Genomic DNA, 23,937 nt, shown 5'->3' on the forward strand with positions numbered 1-23,937 from the left:
CGCCTCAGCCCACGCCGACCGGCGAGCGCTCGGCGACCGGAGATGCCTCCGCGGCGCGGCCCGCGAGCTCGCGATGATGCTCGTCGATCGAGATCGTGCCGTCGTGCAGCCACTCGTGCCGGCCGTCGAGCACGGCGAGGCCCGCCTTGTACTTGCGGTCGTCGTCGTTGTGCCAGAGGTCGTGGAAGAGCTTCGCCACCTTGCGCCGGCTGCCGCGGCAGAAGAGGTCGGCGAGGTCCCGCGCCTGCGTGGCGGACTCATCCCCTTTGCGCCGCAGCGCCTCGGCACGCGACACGGCAGCCGCCATGGCGAAGAGCTCGTCCGCGACGTCCACGAGCCGGAAGAGGAAGCCCTGTTTGAACTGCAGCTTCGCCTGGTGCACGTTCATGCCGTGGAAGACCTGGCGCGCGAGTCTGCGCGAGGCTCGGTCGATGAACCGCTTGTGCGTCGCCAGAGTGTCGAACTCGGCGTAGCGCGGAAAACGCCCCCAGCCGAGCCAGCGCGACGGATACCACCAGGCGCAGAAGCCGGCGGCGCGGAAGAACGCCTTCACTTTCGCGCCCACGGGCTTCTCCGGGTCGATGAGGTCGCCGGCGACCTGAAGGTGCCTGTCGACCGCCTCGCGCGCCATGAAGAGGTGCATGATCTCCGACGAGCCCTCGAAGATCCGGTTGATCCGGAAGTCGCGGAAGATCTGCTCGACGGCGATCGGCTTCTCGCCGCGCGCCGCGAGCGATTGCGCGGTTTCGTAGCCGCGGCCACCGCGGATCTGCATGGTGTCGTCGACGATCTCCCAGCCGCGTTCGGTGCTCCAGAGCTTCGCCGCCGCGGCTTCGAGGCGGATGTCGTAGCCACCGCGGTCGGCCATCTGGCAGGCGAGCTCGGTCATCGCCTCCATGGCGAAGGTGACCGCCGCCATGTCGGCGAGCTTGTGCGTGATCGCCTCGTGTTTGCCGACCGGCCGGCCCCACTGCACCCTTTCGGCGGCCCAGGTACGGCAGATCTCGAGGCAGAGCTTGGAGCAGCCGAGCGCACCGGCGGGGATCGCCAGGCGGCCGGTGTTGAGGGTGGTGAGGGCGATCTTGAGTCCCTTGCCCTCGGCGCCGATCCGGTTCTCGACCGGCACCTTGACGTCGGTGAACGAGATCACCGCGTTGGCGAGTGCCCGTAGCCCCATGAAGTGGCAGCGATGCTCGACCTTCACGCCGGGCGACTTCATGTCGACGACGAAGGCGGTGATCTTCTTGTTGTGCGGAGGATGCGCTCCCCTGGCCATGACGACGAGGAGCGACGCGATCGTGCCGTTGGTGCACCAGAGCTTGCTGCCATTCAGGATGTAGTGCGTGCCGTCGGCCGAGAGCTCGGCGGTGGTCGCGAGGCGCGCCGGATCGGAGCCGACGTCGCTCTCGGTCAGAGCGAAGCCCGAGATCTCGCCCGCCGCGCAGCGCGGCAGGAAGCGGCGCTTCTGCTCCTCGGTGCCGAAATAAAGCAGCGGCGTCGGCACGCCGATCGACTGGTGCGCCGAGAGCAGCGCCTCGACGTTGCCGTCGACGCTGCCGAGGAGCTCCATCAGCTTCGAGTACTCGAGCATGCTGAAGCCCAAACCGCCGTACTCCTTCGGGATCTTGAGGCCGAAGGCGCCGAGCTTGCGCAGGCCGTCGAGGACGTGCGGCGGATACTCTCCCGTAGCGTCGATCGCCTCGGGGTCGACCTCGGTGACCAGGAACTCGCGGAAGGCGTCGTAGAAGGCGTCGAACTCCGGCCGCTCGCGGCCGGTGAGCGGATAAGGATGGACGAGGTCGAGCCGGAAGTTGCCGAGGAAGAGCTCCTTCATGAAGCTTGGGCTCTTCCATTCGCTCTCGCGCGCCGCTTCGGCGACCTTGCGCGCCTCCTGCTCGCTGACCTGGCTCCCGGGACGGGGGGTGGAGGCGGTTGTCGCAGCTGTCGGAGGCATGGGCTCGTCTCCCTCGCGGTCGATGCCGCAGTGCGGCTAGATTTTACCGCAAAGCGGCATCTTTGTCGCGCTGCGGCACAGCCGGAGCCGCCGCGGCGGCGCCCGGGCCGGGCCCGGACCAGAGGGTCGCAGCCACGCCGAGGAGGACGACTCCACCGCCAGCGACCAGCCGCCAGGTAACCGGCTCGTCGAACATCAGCCAGCCGACCAGCACGGCGCAGATCGGCACCGTGTAGGAGATCAGCGACGCCGCCACCGCCGAGCGCCGCGCGAGCAGCCAGAAATAGAGCGAAAAGGTCAGGGCGGATCCGAAAAGCGCGAGGTAGAGCGTCGCCAGCCAGGGGCCGGCGGCGGCACCCTCCCCGAAGATCGGGGCGATCGGCCGGTCGCGCTCGATCAGCAGAGCGAGGAGACCCATTGCCCCGCCGGTCATGAGCATCGGCACTCCGGCGACCGAGAACGGCGAGATCGCGCCCCCCCACCGTTTCACCGAGAGGCTGCCCAGGGCCGAGACGAACGGTGCCAGCAGAAAGACCATCGAGGCGAAGAAGACCTGCGGCCCGCCGAGCTTCGCGAAGTCCTCGGAGAAGATGATCGCGACCCCGGCGAAGCCGAAGAGGACGCCGCTGAAGCGCCGCCATCCCCCCCGCTCACCGGGCAGCAGAAAGTGCCCGAGGGAGACGATCCACAGCGGCAGCGTCGCGAAGAGCACCGCCGCGAGTCCGGACGGAACCCACTGCTCCCCCCAGTAGACGATGCCGTAGGAGCCGGCGAACGTGGTCGCGGCGTTGATCCACCAGAGGCGAGCCTCGCCCGGCAGCCGGCCGAACCGTACGCCGCGCAGGTGGCCGATCGCCACCAGAACGAGCCCCGCCAGGGCGAAGCGGATGGCGACGCCGGTGACCGGCGGAATCCCCGCGAGACTGACCCGGATCGCCGCCCAGGTCGTCCCCCAGATGACGGTCAACAGGGTGAAGACGCCGATCTCCCGGCCGGTCACGCGCATGCCGGGCACTCTACCCCGCCCCATCCACGGGCGAGGGAAAGGGCGACAGAATAGGGCCATGAACGAAAGTGCCGGATTTCTCCAACCCCTCCTCGGCCAGGCCCTGCCCTGGCTCTATGTCGATTCGCGCTGGTGGACGGTCTTCGGCCTGCTCGGCAATGCCCTCTTCAGCAGCCGGTTCATCATCCAGTGGCTGCATTCGGAGAGGCGCAAGGAGCTCGTGGTGCCGCCGATCTTCTGGCACCTCTCGTTCTGGGGCAGCTCGCTGTCGCTCGTCTACGCCTTCCACATCGACAAGTTGCCGATCCTGCTCTCGTTCGCCTTCCTGCCCTTCCTCTACGCGCGCAATCTCGTGTTGCTGCGCCGGGGGCTCCGGACGGGGGCAACCGGCTGAATGGATCCGGATGCGGCGTCGGACCGACGACGCGCATCCGGTCTCTCAAGCGTCGCGGAATCACCGACATCGGCGCACAGCAGCGGCGGGGACCGATGGCACCCGCCACGGCTATGGTCACTCACCTCGTGCGCGAGTCGCTGCCAGCAGCCGCCCCAACCCTGCCGTCGACTCACACCCTTCCGCTTCGTAGAGCCGGAACAGAATTCCGCCTGCGGTCGACCACACCTGCGTCCTCACGATCCCCGTCGTCTCAGCGTCCACGCAGAGATACTTCATCCCACCTGCGAACACCTTAACCTTCGGATACTGGACGGTGTCCACGCCGTCGCTCCACCACGCCAGCGCTAGCGAGCATCCCGCTGGATCGTTTCCCTGAGCGGGAACGATGGAGCACGGCGAGTCGAGAGCAAAGACCGCGCCGCGCGCCCGATCTGACAGGCTGGCGTCGCCGCGAACGCTCACGTGATCGACAATCAGTCCGGTTGGCGAGTCGGGGCAGGTGTCGTCGGTCACTTCGCGAAGCTCGAACTTCGCCCACGCGCTGTCGAGCTGGACCACCGCCTGGCCGAGAGCGCCCGGCGCGGTGCATCCTACGGACACAGGGTTGGGCAAGGCGTCGCGCCACACCTGGAGAAAGTTGGGCGGGGAGTTGGGCGGGGAGTACCGTCCCGTCCACACCAGTGTCGTCGCGCAACTGCTGGCTCCCGGCGCGATGCGACACGTGGACGGCACCGCCGCGAGGCGGGCGTCCGCGTCCGCTCGCGCTTCCTGGGCGCGCGCGACGGCGCGCAGCGCGTAGTAAGCGTTCTTAATCGAGGCGGGCTCGAAGGGGTAGGGAGGAGGAGGGTCGACGGGCAAATTGGGGTCGACGGCAAAACCCAGGACACCTGTCCCGCGGATGTTGATGGTGCCAGGACCGCACGGCGAACCCGGAGTGAATCGATCGCTGCCGTTGAACCAGAGCACCTCGCTGGCGTTGGTGCTGAGCATGCAGGAATAGAAGCTGGCGACATCCTGGGCGAGCAGGTCTTGGCCGATGTCGTAGGGGCAGCCGGGGTAAGTCTCATTCTCCGACGTCCGGTCAGGCCTGAATCCGAAATGACCCTCGTTCACTACGATCGGGATTGCGCGAAGAGGAGTGGGGCGATTGGCCAGGCGATCGACAACTGCGAGATAGACGTCGAGCATCCGCTCCGGATCGGGCTCGTAGATGTGGATCGACACGACGTCGGGCTGCGCACCATTGAGGACCCTCTGCAGGTAGTCCATCGGCTCCGAGCACGCTAGAGACCGGGGCCATTCGGTGCAATCGGGACAAGCGACGCAGCCCGGGCCACCGGTGCCATTGGTGCCATAGCCGTCATTGCCCGCGAGCCACACGACAGACGGTCCCCAGACGCGCGCCGTCGCATCGACCGCGTGAGCTTCCGTCATCATCCTCTTGAGGAGCGCGGCATACCCGGCAGGGTCGCCGTAGTAGGGGGAAATGGGAAGATTGGGCTCGTTCTCGAACTGCCAATTTCGCACCGTACCATTTCCGCTCGAGCCGCCACCGTAACGCGAGACTGCTGCGCGCACGAAATCGCTCCAAGCCGGCAAGTCGAGGATCCGATGGCCTCGACCCGCCCAGGGCGCCGGATCTCCGAGAAGCACGACCGGATCCAGGCCCTCGCTCACCAGCGCCTCGATCCGACTGTCGGCCTTGGCCCAGTCGTAGGGAGCATGCGGCGACGGCTGAATCTGCCCCCAGGAGATCGCAATCTGTCCTCGCTTCACGCCGATGTAGGAAAGGAGCTCCGCACGACTCGCCGCGTCGTACCTGCCATCGGCGAGCTCGTTGGTCGCGATGCCGAGGGCAGATGGGTCGAATTGCGCGATCGGACCGCCGGCCGGACAGTTGAGATCGAGCTCGAAGCACTGGCCGGTAGTCTCGTTGCAGACCTCTTGTGGCCCGCAATCCGGGGAACAGGCCACGGCTTGTAGACGTGACACGACGGCGCCCGCAACTGTGATCCAGGCGCACACAACCACTGCGATTCGCGTTCTCTTTGTCATGGAAGGCCTCCAGTCTTCGATGGTCTCACAACCCGGGACGCGGAGCGCCGCGGTAGCCGCTGCCCGAGATTCCGGCGGTCCCGGCGAGATCGGAGGCCGCGACCGGGCATGCCTCGCGACTCGCGGCCGAACGGGTGGGGAGTCCACCGAAGCTGGGAGACTGGAGTTCCTAGGGGTAGATCTTGTAGAGCATCCGCGGGTAGGGGATGGTCTCGCGGACGTGGTCGAGCTTGCACATCCAGGCGACGAAGCGCTCGAGACCCATGCCGAAACCGGAGTGCGGGCAGGAGCCGTACTTGCGCACGTCGAGGTACCACTGGAAGGCCTCGATCGGCAGGTTGTGCTCGCGGATGCGCTGCAGCAGGAAGTCGTGGTCGTGGATGCGCTGGCTGCCGCCGATGATCTCGCCGTAGCCTTCGGGCGCCAGGATGTCGAGGCCCAGAACGACCTTGGGGTTTTCCGGATCGGGCTGCATGTAGAACGCCTTGAAGGCGGTCGGGAAGCGGCTCACCATCAGCGGCTTGTCGAAATCGGCGGCGACCAGGGTCTCTTCGTCGGCGCCGAAGTCGTCGCCCCAGGCGATCGGGTTGCCCTTGGCGTTCAGGCGCTCGATCGCCTCGGTGTAGGTGATCCGCGGGAACGGCGGCACGACCGCCTCGAGGAGCTTCGTGTCGCGCTCGAGAACCTTGAGATCCTCGGCGCAGCGGTCGAGGACCCGCGCCACCAGCGACGTGACGAACTCCTCGGCCAGATTGCACAGGCCGTCGAACTCGAGGAAGGCGACCTCGGGCTCGACCATCCAGAACTCCATCAGATGTCTTCGGGTCTTCGACTTTTCCGCCCGGAAGGTCGGTCCGAAGCAGTAGACCCGGCCGAAAGCCGAGATCGCGGGCTCGAGGTAGAGCTGCCCCGACTGGGTGAGGAACGCCTTGTCGCCGAAATAGTCGGTCTCGAAGAGCGTCGAGGTTCCCTCGCAGGCCGCCGGCGTCAGGATCGGCGAGTCGATGCGCACGAAGTCGCGGCTGTGGAAGAAGTCGTGGATCCCCTGCTCGACCTCGCTGCGCACCTTGAGCGCCGCGCGCTGGCGGCTGGAGCGCAGCCAGAGGTGGCGGTTCTCCATCAGGAAGGCGGTGCCGTGGTCCTTCGGGGTGATCGGGAAGTCGTGGGTCAGATGATCGACGCCGAAGTCGGAGAGCTGGATCTCGACCCCCGAGGGAGAGCGCTTGTCCTCTTTGACCGTCCCCGTCAGATGGACCGTGGACTCCTGCGTCGCCTGCTCGACGTCGGCCCAGGCCGCCTCGGAGATGTCGGCGCGGCTCGCCACCGCCTGCACGACGCCGCTGCCGTCACGAACCTGGAGGAAGCCGATCTTGCCGCTCGAGCGCTTCTGGACAATCCAGCCTCGCAGGGTGACGCTCTCGCCGATATGGTTCTTCAGACGCCGGATGGTAGGTGCCAGGGTAGTCATGGAACCGGTCATTGTAGAAACCCGTCTGGCCCCGGTCAACCCGGAGCGGTCAACCGGCGGAGCTGTCGGACGGCGCCTCTTGCGGCCCATCTACCGATGCCACCGATTCCGGCGATGCCGCCGATACCACCGATGCCGCCGATGCCTCCGACGCCAGGCTCGCGGGCAGCGAGTCCAGGACGGCGAGCGCACCGCCGGCCGCGGCCTGCTCGGCGCCCTTCTTCGTCCGCCCGATGCCCCGGCCGGCGAGGTCGCCGCGGATCCGCACCTCGACGGTGAAGATCTTGTCGTGGTCGGGGCCGCTCTCCTCCACGACGCTGTAGACCGGCAGCGGCCAGCCGCGCGCCTGGACCTGCTCCTGCAGCGTCGTCTTCGGGTCGACAGCGCGCTGTTCGAGCGGCAGCTCGCTCGCACTCTCGAGGTAGGCCCGCACGACCCGGCGCGCCGCTTCGAAACCGGCGTCGAGATAGACCGCGCCAAAGAGCGCCTCGAGCACATCGGCGAGGAGCGACGCCTTGAGGCGCCCCCCCGACCGCTCCTCTCCCGCCCCGAGCCGCAGCCCCTCCCCGAGGGCGATCTTCGTCGCGTAACTCGCCAGGGCGTCTTCGCTCACCAGCATCGACTTGCGCAGGGAGAGCTCCCCTTCCGCCCGTCCGGCGTGAAGCTCGAAGAGCCAGTCCGCCGTGACCAGACCGAGCACGGCGTCGCCCAGGAACTCGATCCGTTCGTAGTGCGAGACGCCCCCGGCCTCGTTCGCCCACGAACGATGGGTGAGCGCGTCGTCGAGCAGCTCGCGACTGCGGAAAACGTGCCCGAGCCGCGATTCGAGGGCCGCCAGGATTTCGCTGCGATCTGCCACGGGAACGATCTTAGACGTTCTCGACGGGCGCCGTTCAGCGCCGCCCGAAGCGCCGTTCGAGGTCGGCATCGGTCAACTGCAGCACGACCGGGCGGCCGTGCGGACAGGCATACGGATTCTCGGCGGCGAAGAGCTCCGAAACGAGCGCCTCAAGCTTCTCGGCCGAGAAGGCCTGGTGCATCTTGACCGCCGCCTTGCAGGCCAGGCTGGCGGCGAAGTCGTCGAGGATCCGCTGGCCGAGGTTCTCGGGTGAGGCCGCGCTGTCCGCCGCGAGACGCAGGAGCAGCGCCTCTCCCTCCGCCGGCGAAAGCACGGCGGGCGTCGCTGCGACCGCGAGCGACCCGCCCGAGAGCTCGGAGATCTCGAAGCCGGCCGGCTCGAGCGCCGGCGCGAGCTCGACGAGACGCAGGCGCTCGCCGCGCGAAAGCTCGAGAACCAGGGGCGCGACGAGACGCTGCGAGTCGGCCCGCTCCGTGGCGAGGGAGCGCCGGAAGCGCTCGTAGAGCACCCGCTCGTGAGCGACGTGCTGATCGATGAGATAGAGCCCGTCGGGCCCTTCGAGGAGGATCAGCGCGCCCTTGTACTGCCCCAGCAGCCGGAAGCGCCGTGTCTCCCCGCCGCGCCCCGAGAGCGGCACCGGCGCCCGATCGAGCGGAGCGAGCGAGAGCTCAGCGAGGTGGACCGCCTGCCCCACCGTGCCCACGGAGCCGGCAGAAAGACCTTCCCGCACCTCGTCGGTGAAGCCGGCCTGGTGGGGGAAGCTCCTGCCGCCCGATCCCTCCCATGCGAACGGCGCCTCGGGCAGGAGCGATGTGGTCCGCAGCGGCGCGGCCTCCTCCCCGCGCGCCCGCGCCAGCGCAAGGCGCAACGTCTCCCCCAGCCGATCCATCAGCCGGGGATCCCGGAAGCGGACCTCTGCCTTCTGGGGATGGACGTTGACGTCCACGTCGAAAGGCAAAAGCTCGATAAATAGAAAAAGAGACGGGAACTCGTCGCTGCGCCATTCGTCGCGCACCGCACGGTAGAAGGTCGCGAGCACGGCGCGATCGCGGACCAGGCGGCGATTCACGAACACAAAACTGCGCCGGGCCCCGCGCGCCGTCGCAGGAGAGCCGACGAAACCGTGAGCAAAATGCTCCGAGCCCGCCGCGGGTGCCTCGCCCGAACTTACCTTTACCAGCAGCTTTTCGAACGCCTGGCCAAACACCTCACCGATCCGCCGACGCAACCCGTCAGATCTCGCGTCTTCGCCGCCTGCCTGCGCCGAGGCCTCCAGCAGGACTCGGCCCTCGCTTCTCAAACGAAAGGAGACGTCCGGCCGGGCGAGGACGTAGCCCTCGACCACCTCGACGCAGCGCCGCAGCTCGGTCTCTCGGGACTTCAGGAACTTGCGCCGCGCCGGGACGTTGAAGAACAGCGACGCGACGTCGATGGTGGTGCCGCGGGTGCGGGCCGTCGGCTCGACCGCCAGGATCCGGCCGCCCTCGAGGAGCACCCGCGTCCCCTCCCCCGGCGCCATCGCGGTGGTGAGCTCGACCTTGGCCACCGCGGCGATCGTCGCCAGCGCCTCGCCGCGGAAGCCCAGGGTGGCGACCTGCTCGAGGTCGGCCATCGAGGTGATCTTGCTCGTGGCGTGGCGGTCGAAGGCGAGCAGCGCGTCGTCGCGGTCCATCCCCGAGCCGTCGTCGGCGATCCGGATCCGCTGCCGGCCACCCCCTTCGAGGTCGATCTCGAGCCGCGTCGCCCCGGCGTCGAGGGCGTTCTCGACCAGTTCCTTGACCACCGAAGACGGCCGCTCCACCACCTCCCCGGCGGCGATCTGCGACACCAACCGGTCGGGCAGGATCTGGATGCGCGGCATGGGGGCATCCTACTAACAGTGGCGGCAAGGGCCGGGGTGAACTGCGGCCCAGGTTCTTGACGCCTGGGCGCAGGTGGACTAAGTTGACTAAGTTATGAGCGACGCGGTCACCGTACACGAGGCCAAGACCCACCTCTCGCGGCTCCTCCACCGCGTCGAGGGCGGCGAGTCGATCGTCATCACGCGCGGCGGGAAACCGGTCGCTCGCCTGGTGGCGCTCGACGGCGAGCCGCGCCGACCCGGCCGGCTGAAGAGGAAGATCCGCATCGCCCGCGATTTCGATGCGCCACTGCCGGCAGGAATGATGGCTGCCTTTCTCGGCCAGGGCGGCGAAGACGGGGAGTGAGACTCCTCCTCGACACTCACGTCCTGCTCTGGTGGCTGCGCGACGACCGCCGCCTGCCGGCGCGCTTCTCCGCAGCCATCACCGATCCGGTGAATGAGGTTCTGGTGAGCGCCGCGACGATCTGGGAAACGTCGAGCAAGATCGCCCTCGGCAAGCTCGAGACCTCCGGCGACCTGGTCGAGGAGATCGACGCCAACGGTTTCACCGAGCTGCCGATCACCGCCCGCCACGCCCAACGGGCTGGCGCCCTCCCCCGCCACCACGACGACCCCTTCGACCGCCTGCTCATCGCGCAAGCGCAGCTCGACTCCCTCCGCCTCGTCACCCTCGACGCCGGCTTCCGCGCCTACGACGTGCAACTCCTTCGTCTCGCCTAGCAGGCTGCTGACAGACTCGAGTTTGTCAGCAGCCTGCTACCGGATCTGGAGCTGAGCGGCGGGCGGGCGAAGCCCGGCCGGCCGCTGGAGCGAGCTATTCGGCGGCGCCGAGAGAGCGTTGAACTGCATCAGGTCAGCGGAAGTGAACGGAACCAGTTCGCAAACGCCAGCCACGCACTGGTGTAGGGAACCGCGAAATAGAGTGCGAGGATTGCTGCCGTCCCGAGACAGTAGTTTCGGTACCAGATCCGGCCGGGCGCTTGCCGCGGAAGTGAATTCACAAGGTAGGCCATCGCGGCCACGATCAGCGTGAAGGTGATGCCTTGGTAAAGATGAGCTGACGGCAGTGGTGGCACGTAGAAGAACATGATGCGGGCCAGGACCGGGTCAATCAGCAGGAGTGCAGTGGACGACATGAAGCGTGCATGCACTGGCATGGACGTGCGCCAGCGAAAGCCCAAGAAACACGCGGCGGCGAAGAGAAGCGCGATGAAAATGGGGAGGTAGATGTAGATCCCTTCCTTCGCAAAGGCGGTTTCTGTCAGTCGGCTGACACGGAAGTGAGTGAGCATCAGGCCGGAGAGAACAAATCCGAGAGCAACGATCAGTGACGTTCGTCCAACTATCCGATGAGCAAGTCTGTAGCCGCGAAGTATCAAGACCGGCTGGAAGATCAGGACCAGCATCCACATCGTTCCAAAAAGCGCGTGAGCGTGGGTGTAGCGGTCTATCGCAGCCCAGTCCTTCGACAGATACATTGGCCAAAAAGCCACCAAGGCAAGCAGCAAGAGGGCGAATGTGAAGAGCGCGATGGACCTAGGCATGGTGGCTTGCGCCGCCTAACGGATCTGGAGCTGAGCGGACTGTTGGGCGTCGGGTCGAATTCCTCTCCCGAACACTCTTCATGTCGTGCATCACGGCTGCTGAGGGGCACCAGACTCCAGCTGGCGCTGGTACTCCGCTTCATCGAAATGGCCGTTCGACACTTCGATAAGCCCGTTTGCATCTAGGTTCCATTCCTCATAACCGCTAATTCGAACGGACCGGCCGGTACCCCCCGGGCCCGAGTTTGTGCCCGTCCAGAGCCAATGGAAGACTGGGTGCCCGGCTTCCTCGCTCATTCGCGTCATGGTCACGACCATGTCGGGAAACGCTGCCATATACGATTGTGCAGTTGCCGTGATCGCAGCGCGCCCTATGGACGGAGGGCCAGCGTTCACGATGAGAGTCCCTTCTTCGGAATAGAAGGACGCCAGGCGAGCGGGATCTTGGCTGCTCCACGCAGCCGCATAGCGAGTACCGAAGTTCTCTAGGTCCATTGACTTCGCTGGCCTCCCGTTTGAGCCGCAGGCGATGGAAATCACCAACGCCGCGCTCATTGAACAAAGTGCGATGCGGAGGCGCATGGGTTCCTTTCCTCCGGCGACCATGGACCGGCCGACGCCTAACTGATCTGGAGTTGAGCGGCGCGCCACCATTGGCGACCCGCGAAGCGGACAGCAGGCGCCCAACGCGTCCGCTCGAGCGACTGGTTAGGCCCGTTGCACAATCAGGTAGACATGCTTGTCGTTGGGACCTGCATCGAACTCAAGATGGCGGCAGAAGCAGCCAGACTCTTCGATTGCTCTCAGCAGTGCGGGAATTCCCGGCGCAGCATGGTACAGAGGCTGCCCAAAGCACCTGGCAGTGACCTCATCAGGCTCGTAGACGCCGCCGGAGGTGAATATGAAAACGCCGCCCGGCGAGAGACCGGAGCAGAGCTTTCTCACCACCGCGATTTGAGCATCAAGCGGGACATGCCAGATGCTGTCCCACGCGGAAATGAAATCGAAGGGCCTGTGGAACTCCCAGCTGCAGATGTCAGCCTGGTGAAACGTAGCGTTGGGATTGTGAAGTCTGGCGCGCCGTAGCATCTCCGGCGACAGGTCCAGCGCCTCAACTTTGAAGCCGCGTTGGAGCAGCATAGACACGATGCGCCCGTTGCTGCCGCAGCCGACATCGAGCGCAGTGCCAAACGCGGACACGAACCCAAGGGCCCGGTGGTGCTGCGCCACTCCGTTGAAGTGATCGAAGTCCGGGTGGTCCCAGTGTTGAGCGATTTTGTCGTAGGTGGCTGCAGTGTGCGACGGAGTCACGATAACGGGCCTAACTGCGATTCGTCGCGACAGGGGGCGTGGGCGTTGGGTGTGACATTGGGCGGTATGGAGTGTGGCACATTCGCCTTGAAGTGCAAGCACGGGCCTTTGGTTGCTGTAGTTGCGGGGAGTTTCTGGTGCTCATCTGGGGTGGGAAAGTTGGCGAAATCTGCCGAATAATCCGTTCGGGGGCCAGGCCTTCAGCGGTCTGCACTGGGAAGCGCCTTGGCGCTGAGGATCCTCGGTTTGGGCAGTCGGTTGGCAGCCGGGGCCGAGGGTACCCTGACGAGCATTTCGACCTCATCGCACGCCACGTGCGGCTGGGCTGGTGAGCTCCCCTACTTCGCGGTGACTCCACGCTCCTTGAGCGCTGCCTGGGCGGCCGCGAGGCGGGCGATGGGGATGCGGAAGGGGGAGCAGGAGACGTAGTCGAGGCCGATCTTGTGGCAGAAGGCGATCGACTTGGGGTCGCCGCCGTGCTCGCCGCAGATGCCGATCTCCATGCCGGGACGGGTCTTTCTTCCCAGCTCGACCGCCATCTGCATGAGCTTGCCGACGCCGGGCTCGTCGATCGAGGCGAACGGGTTCTCGGGCAGGATCGCTTTCGAGAGGTACTCGAGCAGGAAGCCCTTCTCGGCATCGTCGCGCGAGATGCCGAACGTCATCTGCGTCAGGTCGTTGGTGCCGAAAGAGAAGAATTGGGCGAAACGGGCGAGCTCGTCGGCGGTCAGGGCGGCGCGCGGGATCTCGATCATCGTGCCGAACTTGTAGCTCACCCGCCGGCCCTGCTCGGCCATGACCTTCTCGGCCTCCTGCTCGAGCGCCTGCTGCTGCACCTCGAGCTCGCGCCAGTGCCCGACCAGCGGAATCATCACTTCCGGGTGCACCTCGATGCCCTCGCTCGCCGCCTGGCAGGCGGCCTCGAAGATCGCCCGGACCTGCATGCGGGTGAGCGCCGCCATGTGGATTCCGAGGCGCACCCCGCGCAGGCCGAGCATCGGGTTGGACTCGTGCAGGCGCTCGATCGCCGAAAGCACCTGGCGCCGATCGGCGAGCGCCGCCGGATCCGCGCCGGACTCTTCGAGCTTCTCGACCTCCATGGCGACCTGGAGATGGCCGGGGAGGAACTCGTGCAACGGCGGGTCGATCAGACGCACGATGACCGGCAACCCGTCCATCGCCTTGAAGAGACCGTAGAAATCCTTCCGCTGATGCCGAAGCAAAAACTCGAGACACTCGGCGACGACGACCGGGTCGTCCTTGGCGAGGATCATCCGCTGCACCACCGGCATGCGCTCGGTCTCGAAGAACATGTGCTCGGTGCGGCAGAGGCCGATGCCTTGCGCGCCGTAGTCGCGCGCCCGCCCGGCGTCGGTGGGATAGTCGGCATTCGCCCAGACCTGAAGGCGGCGTTCGGTATCCGCCCAGGAAAGAAGCTTCAGCAAATAGGGGTCCTTGAGATCCGGCACGATGGTGGCGAGCTCGCCGGCGAAAACCTCTCCCGAGGTGCCGTCGATCGAGATCCAGTCGCCCTCGGCGAAGGTCCGCGACGCGACCCGCATGGTGCGACCTTCGAGGTCGATCTCGAGCTCCGCCACTCCGACCACTGCCGGCTTGCCGAATTGGCGGGCGACGAGTGCCGCGTGGCTCGTGCGCCCGCCGCGGCTGGTCAGCAGCCCCTTCGCCGCGAGCATGCCGTGGACGTCGTCCGGCTTGGTCTCCGGGCGAACCATGATGACCGGCCGATCGGATTCCTTCGCCCAGCGCTCCGCGACGTCGGCGTCGAAAGCGATGACGCCCACGGCTGCGCCTGGTGAAACGTTCAAGCCCCGGGCGATCCGATCTCCAGCCTGGATTGCCTTCTTGACCGAGCCCCTCTCCAACTGCGGGTGCAGGAAGAAATCGACCTGGTCCGGCGAGACGCGCAGCAGTGCCTGCTCGCGTGTGATCAGACCCTCCTGGACCATGTCAACAGCGATGCGGACAGCGGCCTGGGCGGTGCGCTTGGCATCCCGCGTCTGCAGCATCCAGAGCTTGCCGCGCTCGATGGTGAACTCGACGTCCTGCATGTCGCGATAGTGGCGCTCGAGCTTCTCCGCGATCGCTTCGAACTCCGCATAGGCCGCCGGCATCTCGGCGCGGAGCTCTTCGATCGGTTTGGTCAGCCGGACTCCGGCGACGACGTCTTCGCCCTGGGCGTTGGTGAGGTAATCGCCCTCGATCCCCGGCGCGCCGGTCGCGCCGCTGCGCGTCATCGCGACCCCGGTCGCCGAATCGTTGCCGAGGTTGCCGAACACCATGGTGCAGATGTTGACCGCCGTGCCCAGGTCGTGGGCGATCCGGGCGGCGTTCCGGTAGTCGACGGCGCGGCGGCCGTTCCAGCTGCGGAAGACCGCCTCCGTGGCGAGCCGGATCTGCTCGCGCGGGTCCTGCGGGAACGGCCGACCCGTCCGACGCTCGATGATCGCCTTGAACTCCGCGGTGACCCGCCGCCAGTCGTCCGCACCGAGGTCGGAGTCGCTCGCCACCCCGCCCCGCCTGCGGGCCTCGGTAAGTACCTCTTCGAACGGCTCGTCAGCGATCTCCATCACGACGGAACCGAACATCTGCACCAGCCGGCGGTAGCTGTCGAAGGCGAAGCGGGCGTCACCGGTGAGCCGCTCGAGACCGGCCGCGACATCGTCGTTGAGGCCGATGTTGAGCACCGTGTCCATCATGCCGGGCATCGAGAACCGGGCTCCCGAGCGGCAGGAGACGAGCAGCGGATTCGCGGCATCACCGAAGCGCTTGCCGGTCATCCTCTCGAGTCTCGCGAGCGCGTCGAGAACCTCCTCCCAGAGGCCATCCGGAAACGTCTCGCCGCCTTCGAGATAGGCGTTGCAGGCGGCTGTCGTCACGGTGAAGCCGGGCGGCACGGGCAGTCCCTGGCGAGTCATGTCGGCCAGATTCGCGCCCTTGCCTCCCAGCAGGCCGCGAACCGCGTCCCAGTTGCCGGCGGTGCGCTCCGCTGCTGCCAGTTCGTCGAAGCCGTAGACCCACTTGTTGCCCATCGAGCACCCTCCGCGACCGGGAGATCCGTTCGTCATCCGAAGAAAGCACGGCGAGACCTGCAGGAGCGACTCGCTCGAGTCTATCGCCGACCCGCTCGGGAACTCTGACAGCGGCGGGCATTTCTGCCCGCCGTCCAAAGAGGTGGTCTAGGTCCGGAACCGGCCGGAATCCCGCGGTGAGGGAACCGTAGTCGTGCCGTAACCGCCGACCGCGAACTGCTTCACACCCCGACCGCGCGGCCTCGTGCGAGCCTCCGTGTCGCAACTTCCCAGGTTTCTCCGAGGAGATCGTTGATGCCCTTCTCCGCCTCGCACTCGCTACGATCGACGCCTGCCGCCGACCCCTGCGCTCCTGGCAGACGGCGCGAACGGCGACACCACGGGCGCGCTCAGCCCCGGCTGGCCCACGCACTGGTGGCGGCCGCCCTCCTCGCCCCGGCGCTCCTCGCCGGAGCGGGCTTCCCCAATGCTCCGCAGACTCCAGGCACGCTCCTGTCCGGGCTGCTCGCGCCGAACCAGGGCCGGACGGCGATCCTCGCGTACCACAACGGCATCCTGTTCTCGGTCCCCGAGGTGCCCTCGAGCGAGCCCGGATCGGATTTCCAGGTGCGCACCTGGGATCTCGCCGACCCGGAAAATCCGGTTCAGCTCGCCACCTGGGGCGTCACCCCCATGCCGATCAACGCCCACGGCTACCTGCAAAGCGGCGACTACCTCGTCCTCGGTGCCAACTGGCCGCCGGAGGCCCCCTGGTCGTTTCGCGCCAACCCCGCCTTCGGCAGCCTCACCCGCACGACCTATCCCGATCTTCTCTGCGCCGGCGTCCGCGGCTGTCTCTTCCAGCCGTTCTTCGTCGGCGACACCTGGTGGAGCTACGGCGCGATCTCCGGCCTCGCGACGATCGAACGAAACGGCGTGGAGCTCGGCAGCTGGGATCACCTCGGTCTCACCGGGGTCGTCGGCCATCCGTTCCTGATCGGCAACCTCCTCATCTTCGCCTCCGACCAGAGCCGCACGGGAGTGGCAACCTACGACGTCTCGGACCCGGCGAATCCGGTGCTCCTCGACGTCTTGACGAGCGGCGGGCCGGGGGGCTATTGGCCGGAGGTCTGGGGCGGGGACGGCAAGCTCTACGTGGTGTTCCCCTACCGCGACGGCGGCAACGGCATGCAGGTGGTCGACGTCACCGACCCCTCGGATCTCCGGCTGATCGCCGACACCCCGCTGCCGGGCGCGGCCGCGATGTACGCCCAGTTCCAGGACGAGTTCGCCTTCATCGGCGACCACAAGGTCGACATGCGCACCTTCGAGTCGGTCCTCGACCTCCACGGCGCGACCGTGCCGCACACCACCGGCGGTGGCGTCGGCATCGACACCTCGCAGTTCGCCCTGCCGCTCGGCAACCTCCTGGTCACCGGCGGCGTCGGCGAGAACCAGGGCATGGCGGTCTGGGCGCACCAGGCGGCTCCCGACACGCGCGGGCCGTCGGTCGGCTTCCACATCCCGCGCGCCGGACAGACGAACTACCCCGCCGGCTCGCCGATCACCCTGCTCATCCACGAGACTCTCGAGACGCCGACCGTCGTCAACGGCGCGACCTTCATCGTCCGCCCGGTGGGCGGCTCGAGCATCGCCGGCCGGTTGACCTTCGCCTTCGACGACATCCTGACGTTCACCCCCGACCAGCCGCTCTCCGCGAACACGACCTACGAGGTGCTCCTGCCGGCCGGCGGCATCGAGGACGCCGCCGGCAACGGCATGGCCGGCTACAGCTTCACCTTCTCCACCGGCTCGACGGTGAACGGCAACTCGCCGCCAACCCTGACCAGCTACGCGGCCTCACCGTACCCAGCCGCTCCCGGGGAGTCGGTCACTTTCGTCGCGACCGCGGTCGAACCGCAGAGCGAGGCGGTCGAGTACCGGTTCGACTTCGGCGACGGCTCGCCGAAGACCGTCTGGGGTGGCGCCAACGCGAACCACACCTACGCGTCCACCGGGCACTTCCGTGCCACCGTTCAGGCGCGCGACCCGCACGGCGCGATCGCCTCGCGCACCCGCGTCGTCACCGTCGCGGTTCCGCCAGGAGGGCCGTCGCCTGCCGCCAGCACCTCGGTGCTGTGCGACGCCTCCGCCCGCCGCGTCTGGACGGTGAACCCCGACCACGGCACCGTCGCCGCGCTCGACGCCGACTCGGGGGCGTTCGAGCTCGAGACCGCCGTCTGCGCCAAACCGCGAGCGCTCGCCCGTGCGGCGGGCGGCGAAATCTGGGTCACCTGCGGCGACGACGACCGCATCCGCGTTCTCGATGCCGGCGGCTCGGTGGTCGACGAGATTCCGACCGGTTACGGCAGTGGGCCGGCAGGGCTGGTCGCCTCCCCGGCGGGAGAGACGCTCTACGTCGCCCTCGAAGGCCGCGGCGAGGTGCGCCGGATCGACGCCGCCTCGCGCCAGACCACCGCGACGCTCACGCTCGGACCGTCGCCGCGGGCGTTGGCGCTCTCGGCCGACGGCGCACGCCTGCTCGTCACCCGCTTCCTTTCCGACCGCGACTGGGGGGAGGTCTGGGACGTCTCCACGGCGACTCTGACGCTCACCCGCACGATCCGCCTGCCCAAGCTCGGCGGCGACGCCCATCGCGACAGCACCGCCGATGGCCGCGGCACGCCGAACCAGCTGGTGGCCATCGCCATCTCTCCCACCGGCACCCATGCCTGGGTCGCGGCCACCAAACCGAACGTCGAGCGCGGCCATCTCTTCGGCCCCGACCTCGATTCCGACAACACGGTACGGGCGACACTGGTCGAGCTGGCGCTCGCCTCCGGCACCGCCGTGCGGGCGATCGACCTCGACAACAGCGACTCGCCTTCGGCGCTCGCCTTCTCGCCGCTCGGGGACTACCTCTTCGTGACCCTGCAGGGAGATGACGAGCTCGTGATCCTCGACGCCTTCGAAATCGAGAACGCGGCCGGATTGGGCTCGCTCGTCACCCGCCTGGCGACCGGTTCCGCGCCCCAGGGGCTCTGCACGGACGCCGCGAGCGACCGCATCTTCACGAAGGACTTCCTCGGCCGCACGACCACCCTCTTCGACGCCGGCGACTTCTATGCCGGCGGCTCGATCCAGCTGCCATCGAGCGCCGTCGAGAGCGCCGGGACGCTCGCCGGCGAGCCGTTGCCGGAGGACGTCCTCGCCGGCAAGCGCCTCTTCTACCATGCGCGCGATCCGCGGATGAGCGCCGAGGGCTACCTCTCCTGCGCCACCTGTCATCTCGAAGGCCGCGCCGACGGCCGCGTCTGGGACTTCACCGGCCGCGGCGAGGGGTTGCGCCGCACCCTGCCCCTGGTCGGCCGGGCGGGGACCGGACAGGGCAACGTCCACTGGAGCGCCAATTTCGACGAGATCCAGGACTTCGAGAACGACATCCGCGACGCCTTCGGAGGTAACGGCTTCATGGACGACGACGACTACGCCGCGACCGCGGCGCCGCTCGGGCCGCCCAAGGCGGGTCTGTCGATGGACCTCGATCGGCTCGCCGCCTACGTCGCTTCCCTCGGCAGGACCGCCGTCCCGCGCAGCCCGTACCGCAACGCCGACGGCAGTCTCACGGCCGCCGCGGTCGCCGGCCGGACGCACTTTCGCGCCCTGGCCTGCACGGCCTGCCACCGCGGCCCCTCCTTCACCGATTCGAGCCTGGGCACAGCGACCCTCCACGACGTCGGAACGTTGCGAACGACGTCGGGCGGCCGCCTCGGCGGACCGCTCACCGGCATCGACACGCCGACGCTTCTCGGGCTCTGGACGCAGTCGAGCTACCTCCACGACGGCTCGGCTCCGAACCTCGACTCCCTCTTCAACACAGCCGGCGGTACCGTCCTGCCGGCCGAGGCGGCGAGCCCCTCTGCCGGCGCCCAGATCGTCAGCAACTACGTCGAGCTCAACAACGATGACACCGTCCGCGGCAGAGCCTACGCGGCGCTCGGGCCGAACGGGGCGCGCGTGACCTTCGCGGGCGTCGACGGCGGCGCCGGCGGCATCGGGGCGATCGAGCTCCGCTACAGCAGCTCCGGTGCGGCGCAGGTGGGCGTCGCGGTGAACGGCGTGGCGCAAGATCTCGCCCTGGCGGCGGTCGGCAACAACCCCTCGTGGCGCCACACGAACTGGCGGACGGCGCGGCTCGAGGGGGTCGTCTTCGCCGCCGGTGGCACGAACACGCTCGAGATCACCGCCACCAGCGCCTTCCCCAACCTGAGCCTCGACGAGATCACGGTGACGCGGCCGGACGAGCTCGCGCTCGCCGCCCCGCACCGGGTCGCCGGAGCGCTCGCCCCCGGAGAGCGCGCCGAGCTCGCGGCCTACCTGTTGCAACTCGACGCCACACCGGAAGACAACCCGGGCGGCGCCCTCTTTCTCGACGGCTTTGCGAGCGGCGGCACGGGCGCCTGGTCCTCGACCGTGCCCTGAGGCGGTTATCATCGCGGCGTGGCCGCATCCCCGCTCCTTGCCACCGCTCGACGGATCGCCGGCTACGGCGCCCTCTGCGGTCTGCTGCTCGCCGCGCTGCGCTTCACCGAGTACCGCTTCCTGGTGCTCGAGCACTCGGTCGAGATCTGGGGCGGGCTCATCGCCGCCCTCTTCGCGACGCTCGGGATCTTCCTCGGCCTGCGCCTCACCCGCACCCGCGTCGAGAGGGTCCTCGTCCCGGTCGAAGTGCCCATCCCGGTGCCGGCCGGCGTGCCCGTTCCGGGGGGCACCCCGTTTTCGGTCGACGAGCGCCGCCGGAAAGAGCTGGGCGTCACCGCCCGCGAGCTCGAGATCCTCGGGCTCATCGCCGCAGGCCTCTCCAACCGCGAGATCGCCGAACGCCTCTTCGTCAGCGAGAACACCGTGAAGACCCACTCGAGCCGGCTGTTCGACAAGCTGGGAGCCCGCCGAAGGACGCAGGCGGTGCAGCTCGGCCAGGCCGCAGGCCTGCTCCCCCCGGGGCCGCAGGCCCCTTTCCCAGTACCGCAGGCCCCTTTCCCGGTGCCGCAGGGCCCTTTCCAGGTACCGCAGGCCCCTTTCCCAGTACCGCCGGGCTCCTCTCCGGCGGGAGCCCTCACCCGAAAGCACGAAATCGGGCGAGAATCGCCCGGTACAGCGAAAAATCACTCGAACGGGTGACGACGGCGGCGCGGCGCAGGACCTATCGTCCGCACCGGATCGCGGCATCGAAGCCGCTGCTCCCCGCCGTCACAGGAGACGAAAGCCATGTCGATGAAGCGCACGATTCTCACCTGGGGCCTGATCGCGGGCGTCGTCTCGATCAGCATGATGCTCGCCACCATGCCGTTCGCCGACCGCATCGGCTTCGAGTACGGCATGGTGATCGGCTATACCGCGCTGGTGCTTTCGGCGCTGCTGATCTTCCCCGGCATGCGCTCGTATCGCGACAGCGTCGCCGGAGGCAAAATGAGCTTCGGCAGGGGCTTTCTCGTCGGCCTGGGCATCGCCGCGGTGGCGTCGGTCTGCTACGGCATCGTCTGGGCGATCGTCTACGCCAACTTCATGCCCGACTTCTGTGACAAGTACGCCGCCTTCATGATCGACAAGGTCAAGGCCGCCGGCGGATCGGCGGAGAAGATCGCCGAAGCGACCGCCCAGGCGGCGCAGATGAAGCGCATGATGGACAATCCGCTGATCAACGCCGCCATGGCCTTCCTCGAGCCGTTCCCGGTCGGCCTCCTCGCCTCGGCGATCTCGGCCGGCATCCTGCGGAAGAAGTGACCCGGTCCGGTCGCGCGCTCGGCCATTCGCAGATGAGAGCGGAGGCGGTATCGTTTCGCGCGCAGGAGACCGGAGTCCACATCCCGCGGCTTACCCCGTGGCCGCCGATGTTCTCAAGGCGGCCGCTTACGGGGTGCGGGATCGGGACCCGGGGCTCCGAGCACGAAACGATTCCGCCGCCGCGCAGGACGAGACGACCCATTCACTCGCTTTCCAAGCTCCGGAGGTTCACATGCAAAGAGTCACGGGTATCGGAGGCATCTTCTTCAAGGCGAAGGACCCGGTCGCGCTGCGCGCCTGGTACAAAGAGCACCTCGGCATCGACGTCCAGGATTGGGGGGGCGCGGCCTTTCGCTGGGTCGACGCCGCCGGGGCTCCGACGGGGGGCACCACGATCTGGAACATCGCCCCGGAAACAACCGACTACTACGCCCCGAGCACGGCGCCGTTCATGGTGAACTACCGCGTCGCCGATCTCTCCGCACTCCTCGTCGAGCTGCGCAGGGAGGGCTGCAACGTCGTCGACAAGAGCGGCGAGGACTCCGAATACGGCAAGTTCGGCTGGGTCATCGATCCGGAGGGCAACAAGGTCGAGCTCTGGGAACCCCCGGCCGGCGAGTAGGCCGCTGGGACGGTTCCGACACGGCTTCTCTTCTCCGCCCTAACGACGAAGGGTAGCCGGACCCGCAGCTGGGGACATGTGCCTGCCCCAAGCCAACGCTTCGGAGAGCCCCGGCTCCCCTGGGCAGATACGTGCCCCCGGCGTACCGTCGGAGGTCGCGTGCTCGGAAAAATTGGTGACAGTTACCTGATTTCGCCCGGCGTCCGCTCCGAGCCGCAGGTCTTCAACTTGGGCGAAATGAGGTAACTGTCACCAGTTTTTCCACTTTGGATCCCGAGCGCCCCTCGCGTCGCGGTGGGACAGCCCTGAAAAGCCGCCTCCGAGAATTGGGGACAGTCCCTGAAAGCTCGCTGATCTCCGGCGGTCTGACTCCGGGGGCGAACTAGACGACGATCTGCGACAGGTCGGCGAGCCAGCGGATCTCTGTCTGGATCGACTGCAGCAGGGCGATACGGTTCTGCTTCAGTCGAGGGTCGGGGTCCATGACCATCACTTCCTTGAAGAAGACCTCGAGCGGCGAAGCCAGCTTGCGCACGCTGCGCAGACCGGTTGCGAAATCACGAGTCGCTCGCGCAGCGAGAATCTCGTCATGCAATGCAAGGGCTGCCTGACGCAGCGCGCGTTCGGCCTCCAACGTGCAAAAGGCTTCAGCAAAGGGAAAGGCTTCGCTTCCTTTGGTGATATTCGCGATGCGCTTGGCGGCTTGCGCGACGATGGCGAAATCGGGCTCCTGGCGAGCGCCCTGGAGCGCCGCCGCTCGCGCGGCGATGGCGCGGAAGGCCAAGGGGCTGTCGCCATCGGCCCCCATGGCCGCGGCGACCTCGTCGTAGGCGAAGCCGCGCTCGCCGAGCACATGCGTCAGCCGATCACGCAGGAACTCGACCAACTGGCCGAAGGCCTTCGCCTGCGCAGAAGGAACGTTCGGCGAAGGCACCGCTGCCCCGCCGTCCACGACACCCTTTACTGGAAGCTTCTCGTGAAGAAGTCCAAAGGCGACTCCCAGGGCCGCTTCGAGGTTCACCTCGACCTCGCCTTCGAGCGCGAGGCGAACGACTCCGAGCGCTGCGCGCCGGAGTCCGAACGGATCCTTGGAGCCGGTCGGAATCAGGCCGAGGCCGAAGAACCCCGCGAGGGTGTCGAGGCGGTCGCTGAGGGCCGTCACCTGGCCGACCGCACCGCGCGGCAAGGCATCCTTCGCTCCCGCCGGACGATACTGATCGTAGATCGCCTGCCAGACCGCCTCCGGCGCCCCTTCGGCGCGGGCGTAGAGCCCACCGACGACGCCTTGCAGGTCGGTAAACTCCTTCACCATGTCGGTCGCGAGATCCACCTTCAGCAACTCGGCGGCCGATCGCACCGCAGAAAGGTCGGAGACTCCCGCCGCGCGGGCGATCGAATCGGCGAGTGCGACCAGACGGACGCTCTTCTCGGCGTAGCTGCCGAGCTTCTCCTGGAAGGTCAGTTTCGCGAGGCCTTCGCGGCGGTCGGCGAGCGCTGTCGCGCGGTCCTTCTCGAAGAAGAACTTCGCGTCGGCGAGCCGCGCCGCGACGACCCACTCGTTGCCCGCCCGCACCCGCCCCGCCGGGTCGTCCGGGCGGTCCATGACGGTCAGGAACACCGGCAGCAGCGCGCCGTCCTTCTCCACTGTCAGCGCACTCTGGTGATCGCGCAGCGACGTCGCCAGCACCTCCCGCGGCAACGCACAAAGGTCGGCAGCGAAAGCCCCCTCCATCACCCCGGGGATCTCGCAGATCGCCGCCAGCTTGTCGAGCAGGGAAGAGTCTTCGACCAGCACGCCGCCGAGCGCCACGGCGCGAGCTGTCATCCGCTCGAGCAGTAGCCGCTTGCGCTCCGCCGGAAAGACGACGATGCCCCGCTCTGCCAACGCCGCCAGGTAGTCCTCGACTCCCTTTACCGGAAAGCCCTTCGGCGAAAGCGTCGAGTGCCCTGCGGACTCGCGACCGGCCTCGATCCCGAAGAGCTCGAAGGGCACGATCTGGCCTTCGAACAGGGCGACAACTCCGTGGACCGGGCGGACCCAGGG

18 protein-coding genes are annotated in these 23,937 nt (G+C 67.6%); 7 read left to right on the forward strand and 11 right to left on the reverse strand.

The window, feature by feature from the left end; translation table 11 throughout:
• Positions 1-4 precede the first annotated feature (4 nt).
• Both KBI44_08520 and KBI44_08525 read right to left on the reverse strand, forming a co-directional pair.
• The gene (locus KBI44_08520; protein ID MBP9144513.1) at positions 5-1,954 is read right to left on the reverse strand and encodes an acyl-CoA dehydrogenase family protein; all 1,950 of its coding nucleotides are present in this window, start codon (positions 1,952-1,954) and stop codon (positions 5-7) included.
• Between the two features lie 43 nt (positions 1,955-1,997).
• Positions 1,998-2,960 carry an EamA family transporter gene (locus tag KBI44_08525; protein ID MBP9144514.1) on the reverse strand — a complete coding sequence of 321 codons (963 nt, stop codon included), beginning with the start codon at positions 2,958-2,960 and terminating at the stop codon, positions 1,998-2,000.
• A 58-nt stretch (positions 2,961-3,018) separates the two neighbouring features.
• Between KBI44_08525 and KBI44_08530 the strand changes: the two genes are divergently transcribed.
• The gene (locus KBI44_08530; protein MBP9144515.1) at positions 3,019-3,354 is read left to right on the forward strand and encodes a lipid-A-disaccharide synthase N-terminal domain-containing protein; all 336 of its coding nucleotides are present in this window, start codon (positions 3,019-3,021) and stop codon (positions 3,352-3,354) included.
• A 117-nt stretch (positions 3,355-3,471) separates the two neighbouring features.
• Here KBI44_08530 and KBI44_08535 read toward each other — a convergent pair whose 3' ends face one another.
• The 4 genes from KBI44_08535 to mutL all read right to left on the reverse strand — a co-directional run bounded on the left by KBI44_08535 (position 3,472) and on the right by mutL (position 9,600).
• Positions 3,472-5,412, reverse strand: a complete 1,941-nt coding sequence (locus KBI44_08535) for a hypothetical protein (GenBank protein MBP9144516.1) — start codon at positions 5,410-5,412, stop codon at positions 3,472-3,474.
• Between the two features lie 169 nt (positions 5,413-5,581).
• Entirely contained in the window at positions 5,582-6,880 is a 1,299-nt protein-coding gene (gene asnS / locus KBI44_08540; protein ID MBP9144517.1) for an asparagine--tRNA ligase, read from the reverse strand.
• Positions 6,881-6,929: 49 nt separating this feature from the next.
• A complete protein-coding gene (rnc, locus tag KBI44_08545; GenBank protein MBP9144518.1) occupies positions 6,930-7,808 on the reverse strand; it encodes a ribonuclease III in 879 nt (292 codons plus the stop codon).
• The gene (gene mutL / locus KBI44_08550) at positions 7,774-9,600 is read right to left on the reverse strand and encodes a DNA mismatch repair endonuclease MutL (GenBank protein MBP9144519.1); all 1,827 of its coding nucleotides are present in this window, start codon (positions 9,598-9,600) and stop codon (positions 7,774-7,776) included. Before mutL ends, rnc begins: the two co-directional genes overlap by 35 nt.
• A gap of 94 nt (positions 9,601-9,694) precedes the next feature.
• Here mutL and KBI44_08555 point away from each other — a divergent pair, with 94 nt between their 5' ends.
• Positions 9,695-9,946: a type II toxin-antitoxin system Phd/YefM family antitoxin gene (locus KBI44_08555; GenBank protein MBP9144520.1), complete on the forward strand. Its 252-nt coding sequence runs from the start codon at positions 9,695-9,697 to the stop codon at positions 9,944-9,946.
• The gene (locus tag KBI44_08560) at positions 9,943-10,323 is read left to right on the forward strand and encodes a type II toxin-antitoxin system VapC family toxin (protein MBP9144521.1); all 381 of its coding nucleotides are present in this window, start codon (positions 9,943-9,945) and stop codon (positions 10,321-10,323) included. Before KBI44_08555 ends, KBI44_08560 begins: the two co-directional genes overlap by 4 nt.
• Before the next feature lie 128 nt (positions 10,324-10,451).
• Here the strand turns inward: KBI44_08560 and KBI44_08565 are convergent, their stop codons facing one another.
• The 4 genes from KBI44_08565 to KBI44_08580 form a co-directional block, all read right to left on the reverse strand.
• A complete protein-coding gene (locus KBI44_08565) occupies positions 10,452-11,147 on the reverse strand; it encodes a hypothetical protein (protein ID MBP9144522.1) in 696 nt (231 codons plus the stop codon).
• Between the two features lie 90 nt (positions 11,148-11,237).
• Positions 11,238-11,642, reverse strand: a complete 405-nt coding sequence (locus KBI44_08570) for a nuclear transport factor 2 family protein (protein MBP9144523.1) — start codon at positions 11,640-11,642, stop codon at positions 11,238-11,240.
• A gap of 213 nt (positions 11,643-11,855) precedes the next feature.
• Positions 11,856-12,458: a class I SAM-dependent methyltransferase gene (locus KBI44_08575; GenBank protein MBP9144524.1), complete on the reverse strand. Its 603-nt coding sequence runs from the start codon at positions 12,456-12,458 to the stop codon at positions 11,856-11,858.
• A 338-nt stretch (positions 12,459-12,796) separates the two neighbouring features.
• Positions 12,797-15,508 (reverse strand): pyruvate, phosphate dikinase, encoded by a 2,712-nt coding sequence (locus KBI44_08580; protein MBP9144525.1) that lies wholly within the window; start codon positions 15,506-15,508, stop codon positions 12,797-12,799.
• A gap of 294 nt (positions 15,509-15,802) precedes the next feature.
• On the opposite strand from KBI44_08580, the gene KBI44_08585 reads away from it, so the two are divergent.
• The 4 genes from KBI44_08585 (at position 15,803) to KBI44_08600 (ending at position 21,893) form a co-directional block, all read left to right on the forward strand.
• The gene (locus tag KBI44_08585) at positions 15,803-19,969 is read left to right on the forward strand and encodes an Ig-like domain-containing protein (protein MBP9144526.1); all 4,167 of its coding nucleotides are present in this window, start codon (positions 15,803-15,805) and stop codon (positions 19,967-19,969) included.
• 18 nt (positions 19,970-19,987) lie between these two features.
• Positions 19,988-20,668: a hypothetical protein gene (locus KBI44_08590; protein MBP9144527.1), complete on the forward strand. Its 681-nt coding sequence runs from the start codon at positions 19,988-19,990 to the stop codon at positions 20,666-20,668.
• An 87-nt stretch (positions 20,669-20,755) separates the two neighbouring features.
• Positions 20,756-21,271 (forward strand): DUF4199 domain-containing protein, encoded by a 516-nt coding sequence (locus KBI44_08595; protein ID MBP9144528.1) that lies wholly within the window; start codon positions 20,756-20,758, stop codon positions 21,269-21,271.
• 232 nt (positions 21,272-21,503) lie between these two features.
• Positions 21,504-21,893 (forward strand): VOC family protein, encoded by a 390-nt coding sequence (locus KBI44_08600; protein ID MBP9144529.1) that lies wholly within the window; start codon positions 21,504-21,506, stop codon positions 21,891-21,893.
• 382 nt (positions 21,894-22,275) lie between these two features.
• Here the strand turns inward: KBI44_08600 and KBI44_08605 are convergent.
• On the reverse strand, positions 22,276-23,937 hold a 1,662-nt coding region (locus KBI44_08605), incomplete at its 5' end, for a glycine--tRNA ligase subunit beta (protein MBP9144530.1).

This window comes from Thermoanaerobaculia bacterium (assembly GCA_018057705.1).
In the GTDB taxonomy this organism is placed as follows: domain Bacteria; phylum Acidobacteriota; class Thermoanaerobaculia; order Multivoradales; family JAGPDF01; genus JAGPDF01.

Bases quoted from the DNA above. Each gene is read 5' to 3' on its own strand.
- KBI44_08520 (MBP9144513.1), bottom strand. From the start codon at position 1,954: ATGCCTCCGACAGCTGCGACAACCGCCTCCACCCCCCGTCCCGGGAGC.
- KBI44_08525 (MBP9144514.1), bottom strand. From the start codon at position 2,960: ATGCGCGTGACCGGCCGGGAGATCGGCGTCTTCACCCTGTTGACCGTC.
- KBI44_08530 (MBP9144515.1), top strand. From the start codon at position 3,019: ATGAACGAAAGTGCCGGATTTCTCCAACCCCTCCTCGGCCAGGCCCTG.
- KBI44_08535 (MBP9144516.1), bottom strand. From the start codon at position 5,412: ATGACAAAGAGAACGCGAATCGCAGTGGTTGTGTGCGCCTGGATCACA.
- asnS (MBP9144517.1), bottom strand. From the start codon at position 6,880: ATGACTACCCTGGCACCTACCATCCGGCGTCTGAAGAACCATATCGGC.
- rnc (MBP9144518.1), bottom strand. From the start codon at position 7,808: ATGCCGACCTCGAACGGCGCTTCGGGCGGCGCTGAACGGCGCCCGTCG.
- mutL (MBP9144519.1), bottom strand. From the start codon at position 9,600: ATGCCGCGCATCCAGATCCTGCCCGACCGGTTGGTGTCGCAGATCGCC.
- KBI44_08555 (MBP9144520.1), top strand. From the start codon at position 9,695: ATGAGCGACGCGGTCACCGTACACGAGGCCAAGACCCACCTCTCGCGG.
- KBI44_08565 (MBP9144522.1), bottom strand. From the start codon at position 11,147: ATGCCTAGGTCCATCGCGCTCTTCACATTCGCCCTCTTGCTGCTTGCC.
- KBI44_08570 (MBP9144523.1), bottom strand. From the start codon at position 11,642: ATGGACCTAGAGAACTTCGGTACTCGCTATGCGGCTGCGTGGAGCAGC.
- KBI44_08580 (MBP9144525.1), bottom strand. From the start codon at position 15,508: ATGGGCAACAAGTGGGTCTACGGCTTCGACGAACTGGCAGCAGCGGAG.
- KBI44_08585 (MBP9144526.1), top strand. From the start codon at position 15,803: ATGCCCTTCTCCGCCTCGCACTCGCTACGATCGACGCCTGCCGCCGAC.
- KBI44_08595 (MBP9144528.1), top strand. From the start codon at position 20,756: ATGTCGATGAAGCGCACGATTCTCACCTGGGGCCTGATCGCGGGCGTC.
- KBI44_08600 (MBP9144529.1), top strand. From the start codon at position 21,504: ATGCAAAGAGTCACGGGTATCGGAGGCATCTTCTTCAAGGCGAAGGAC.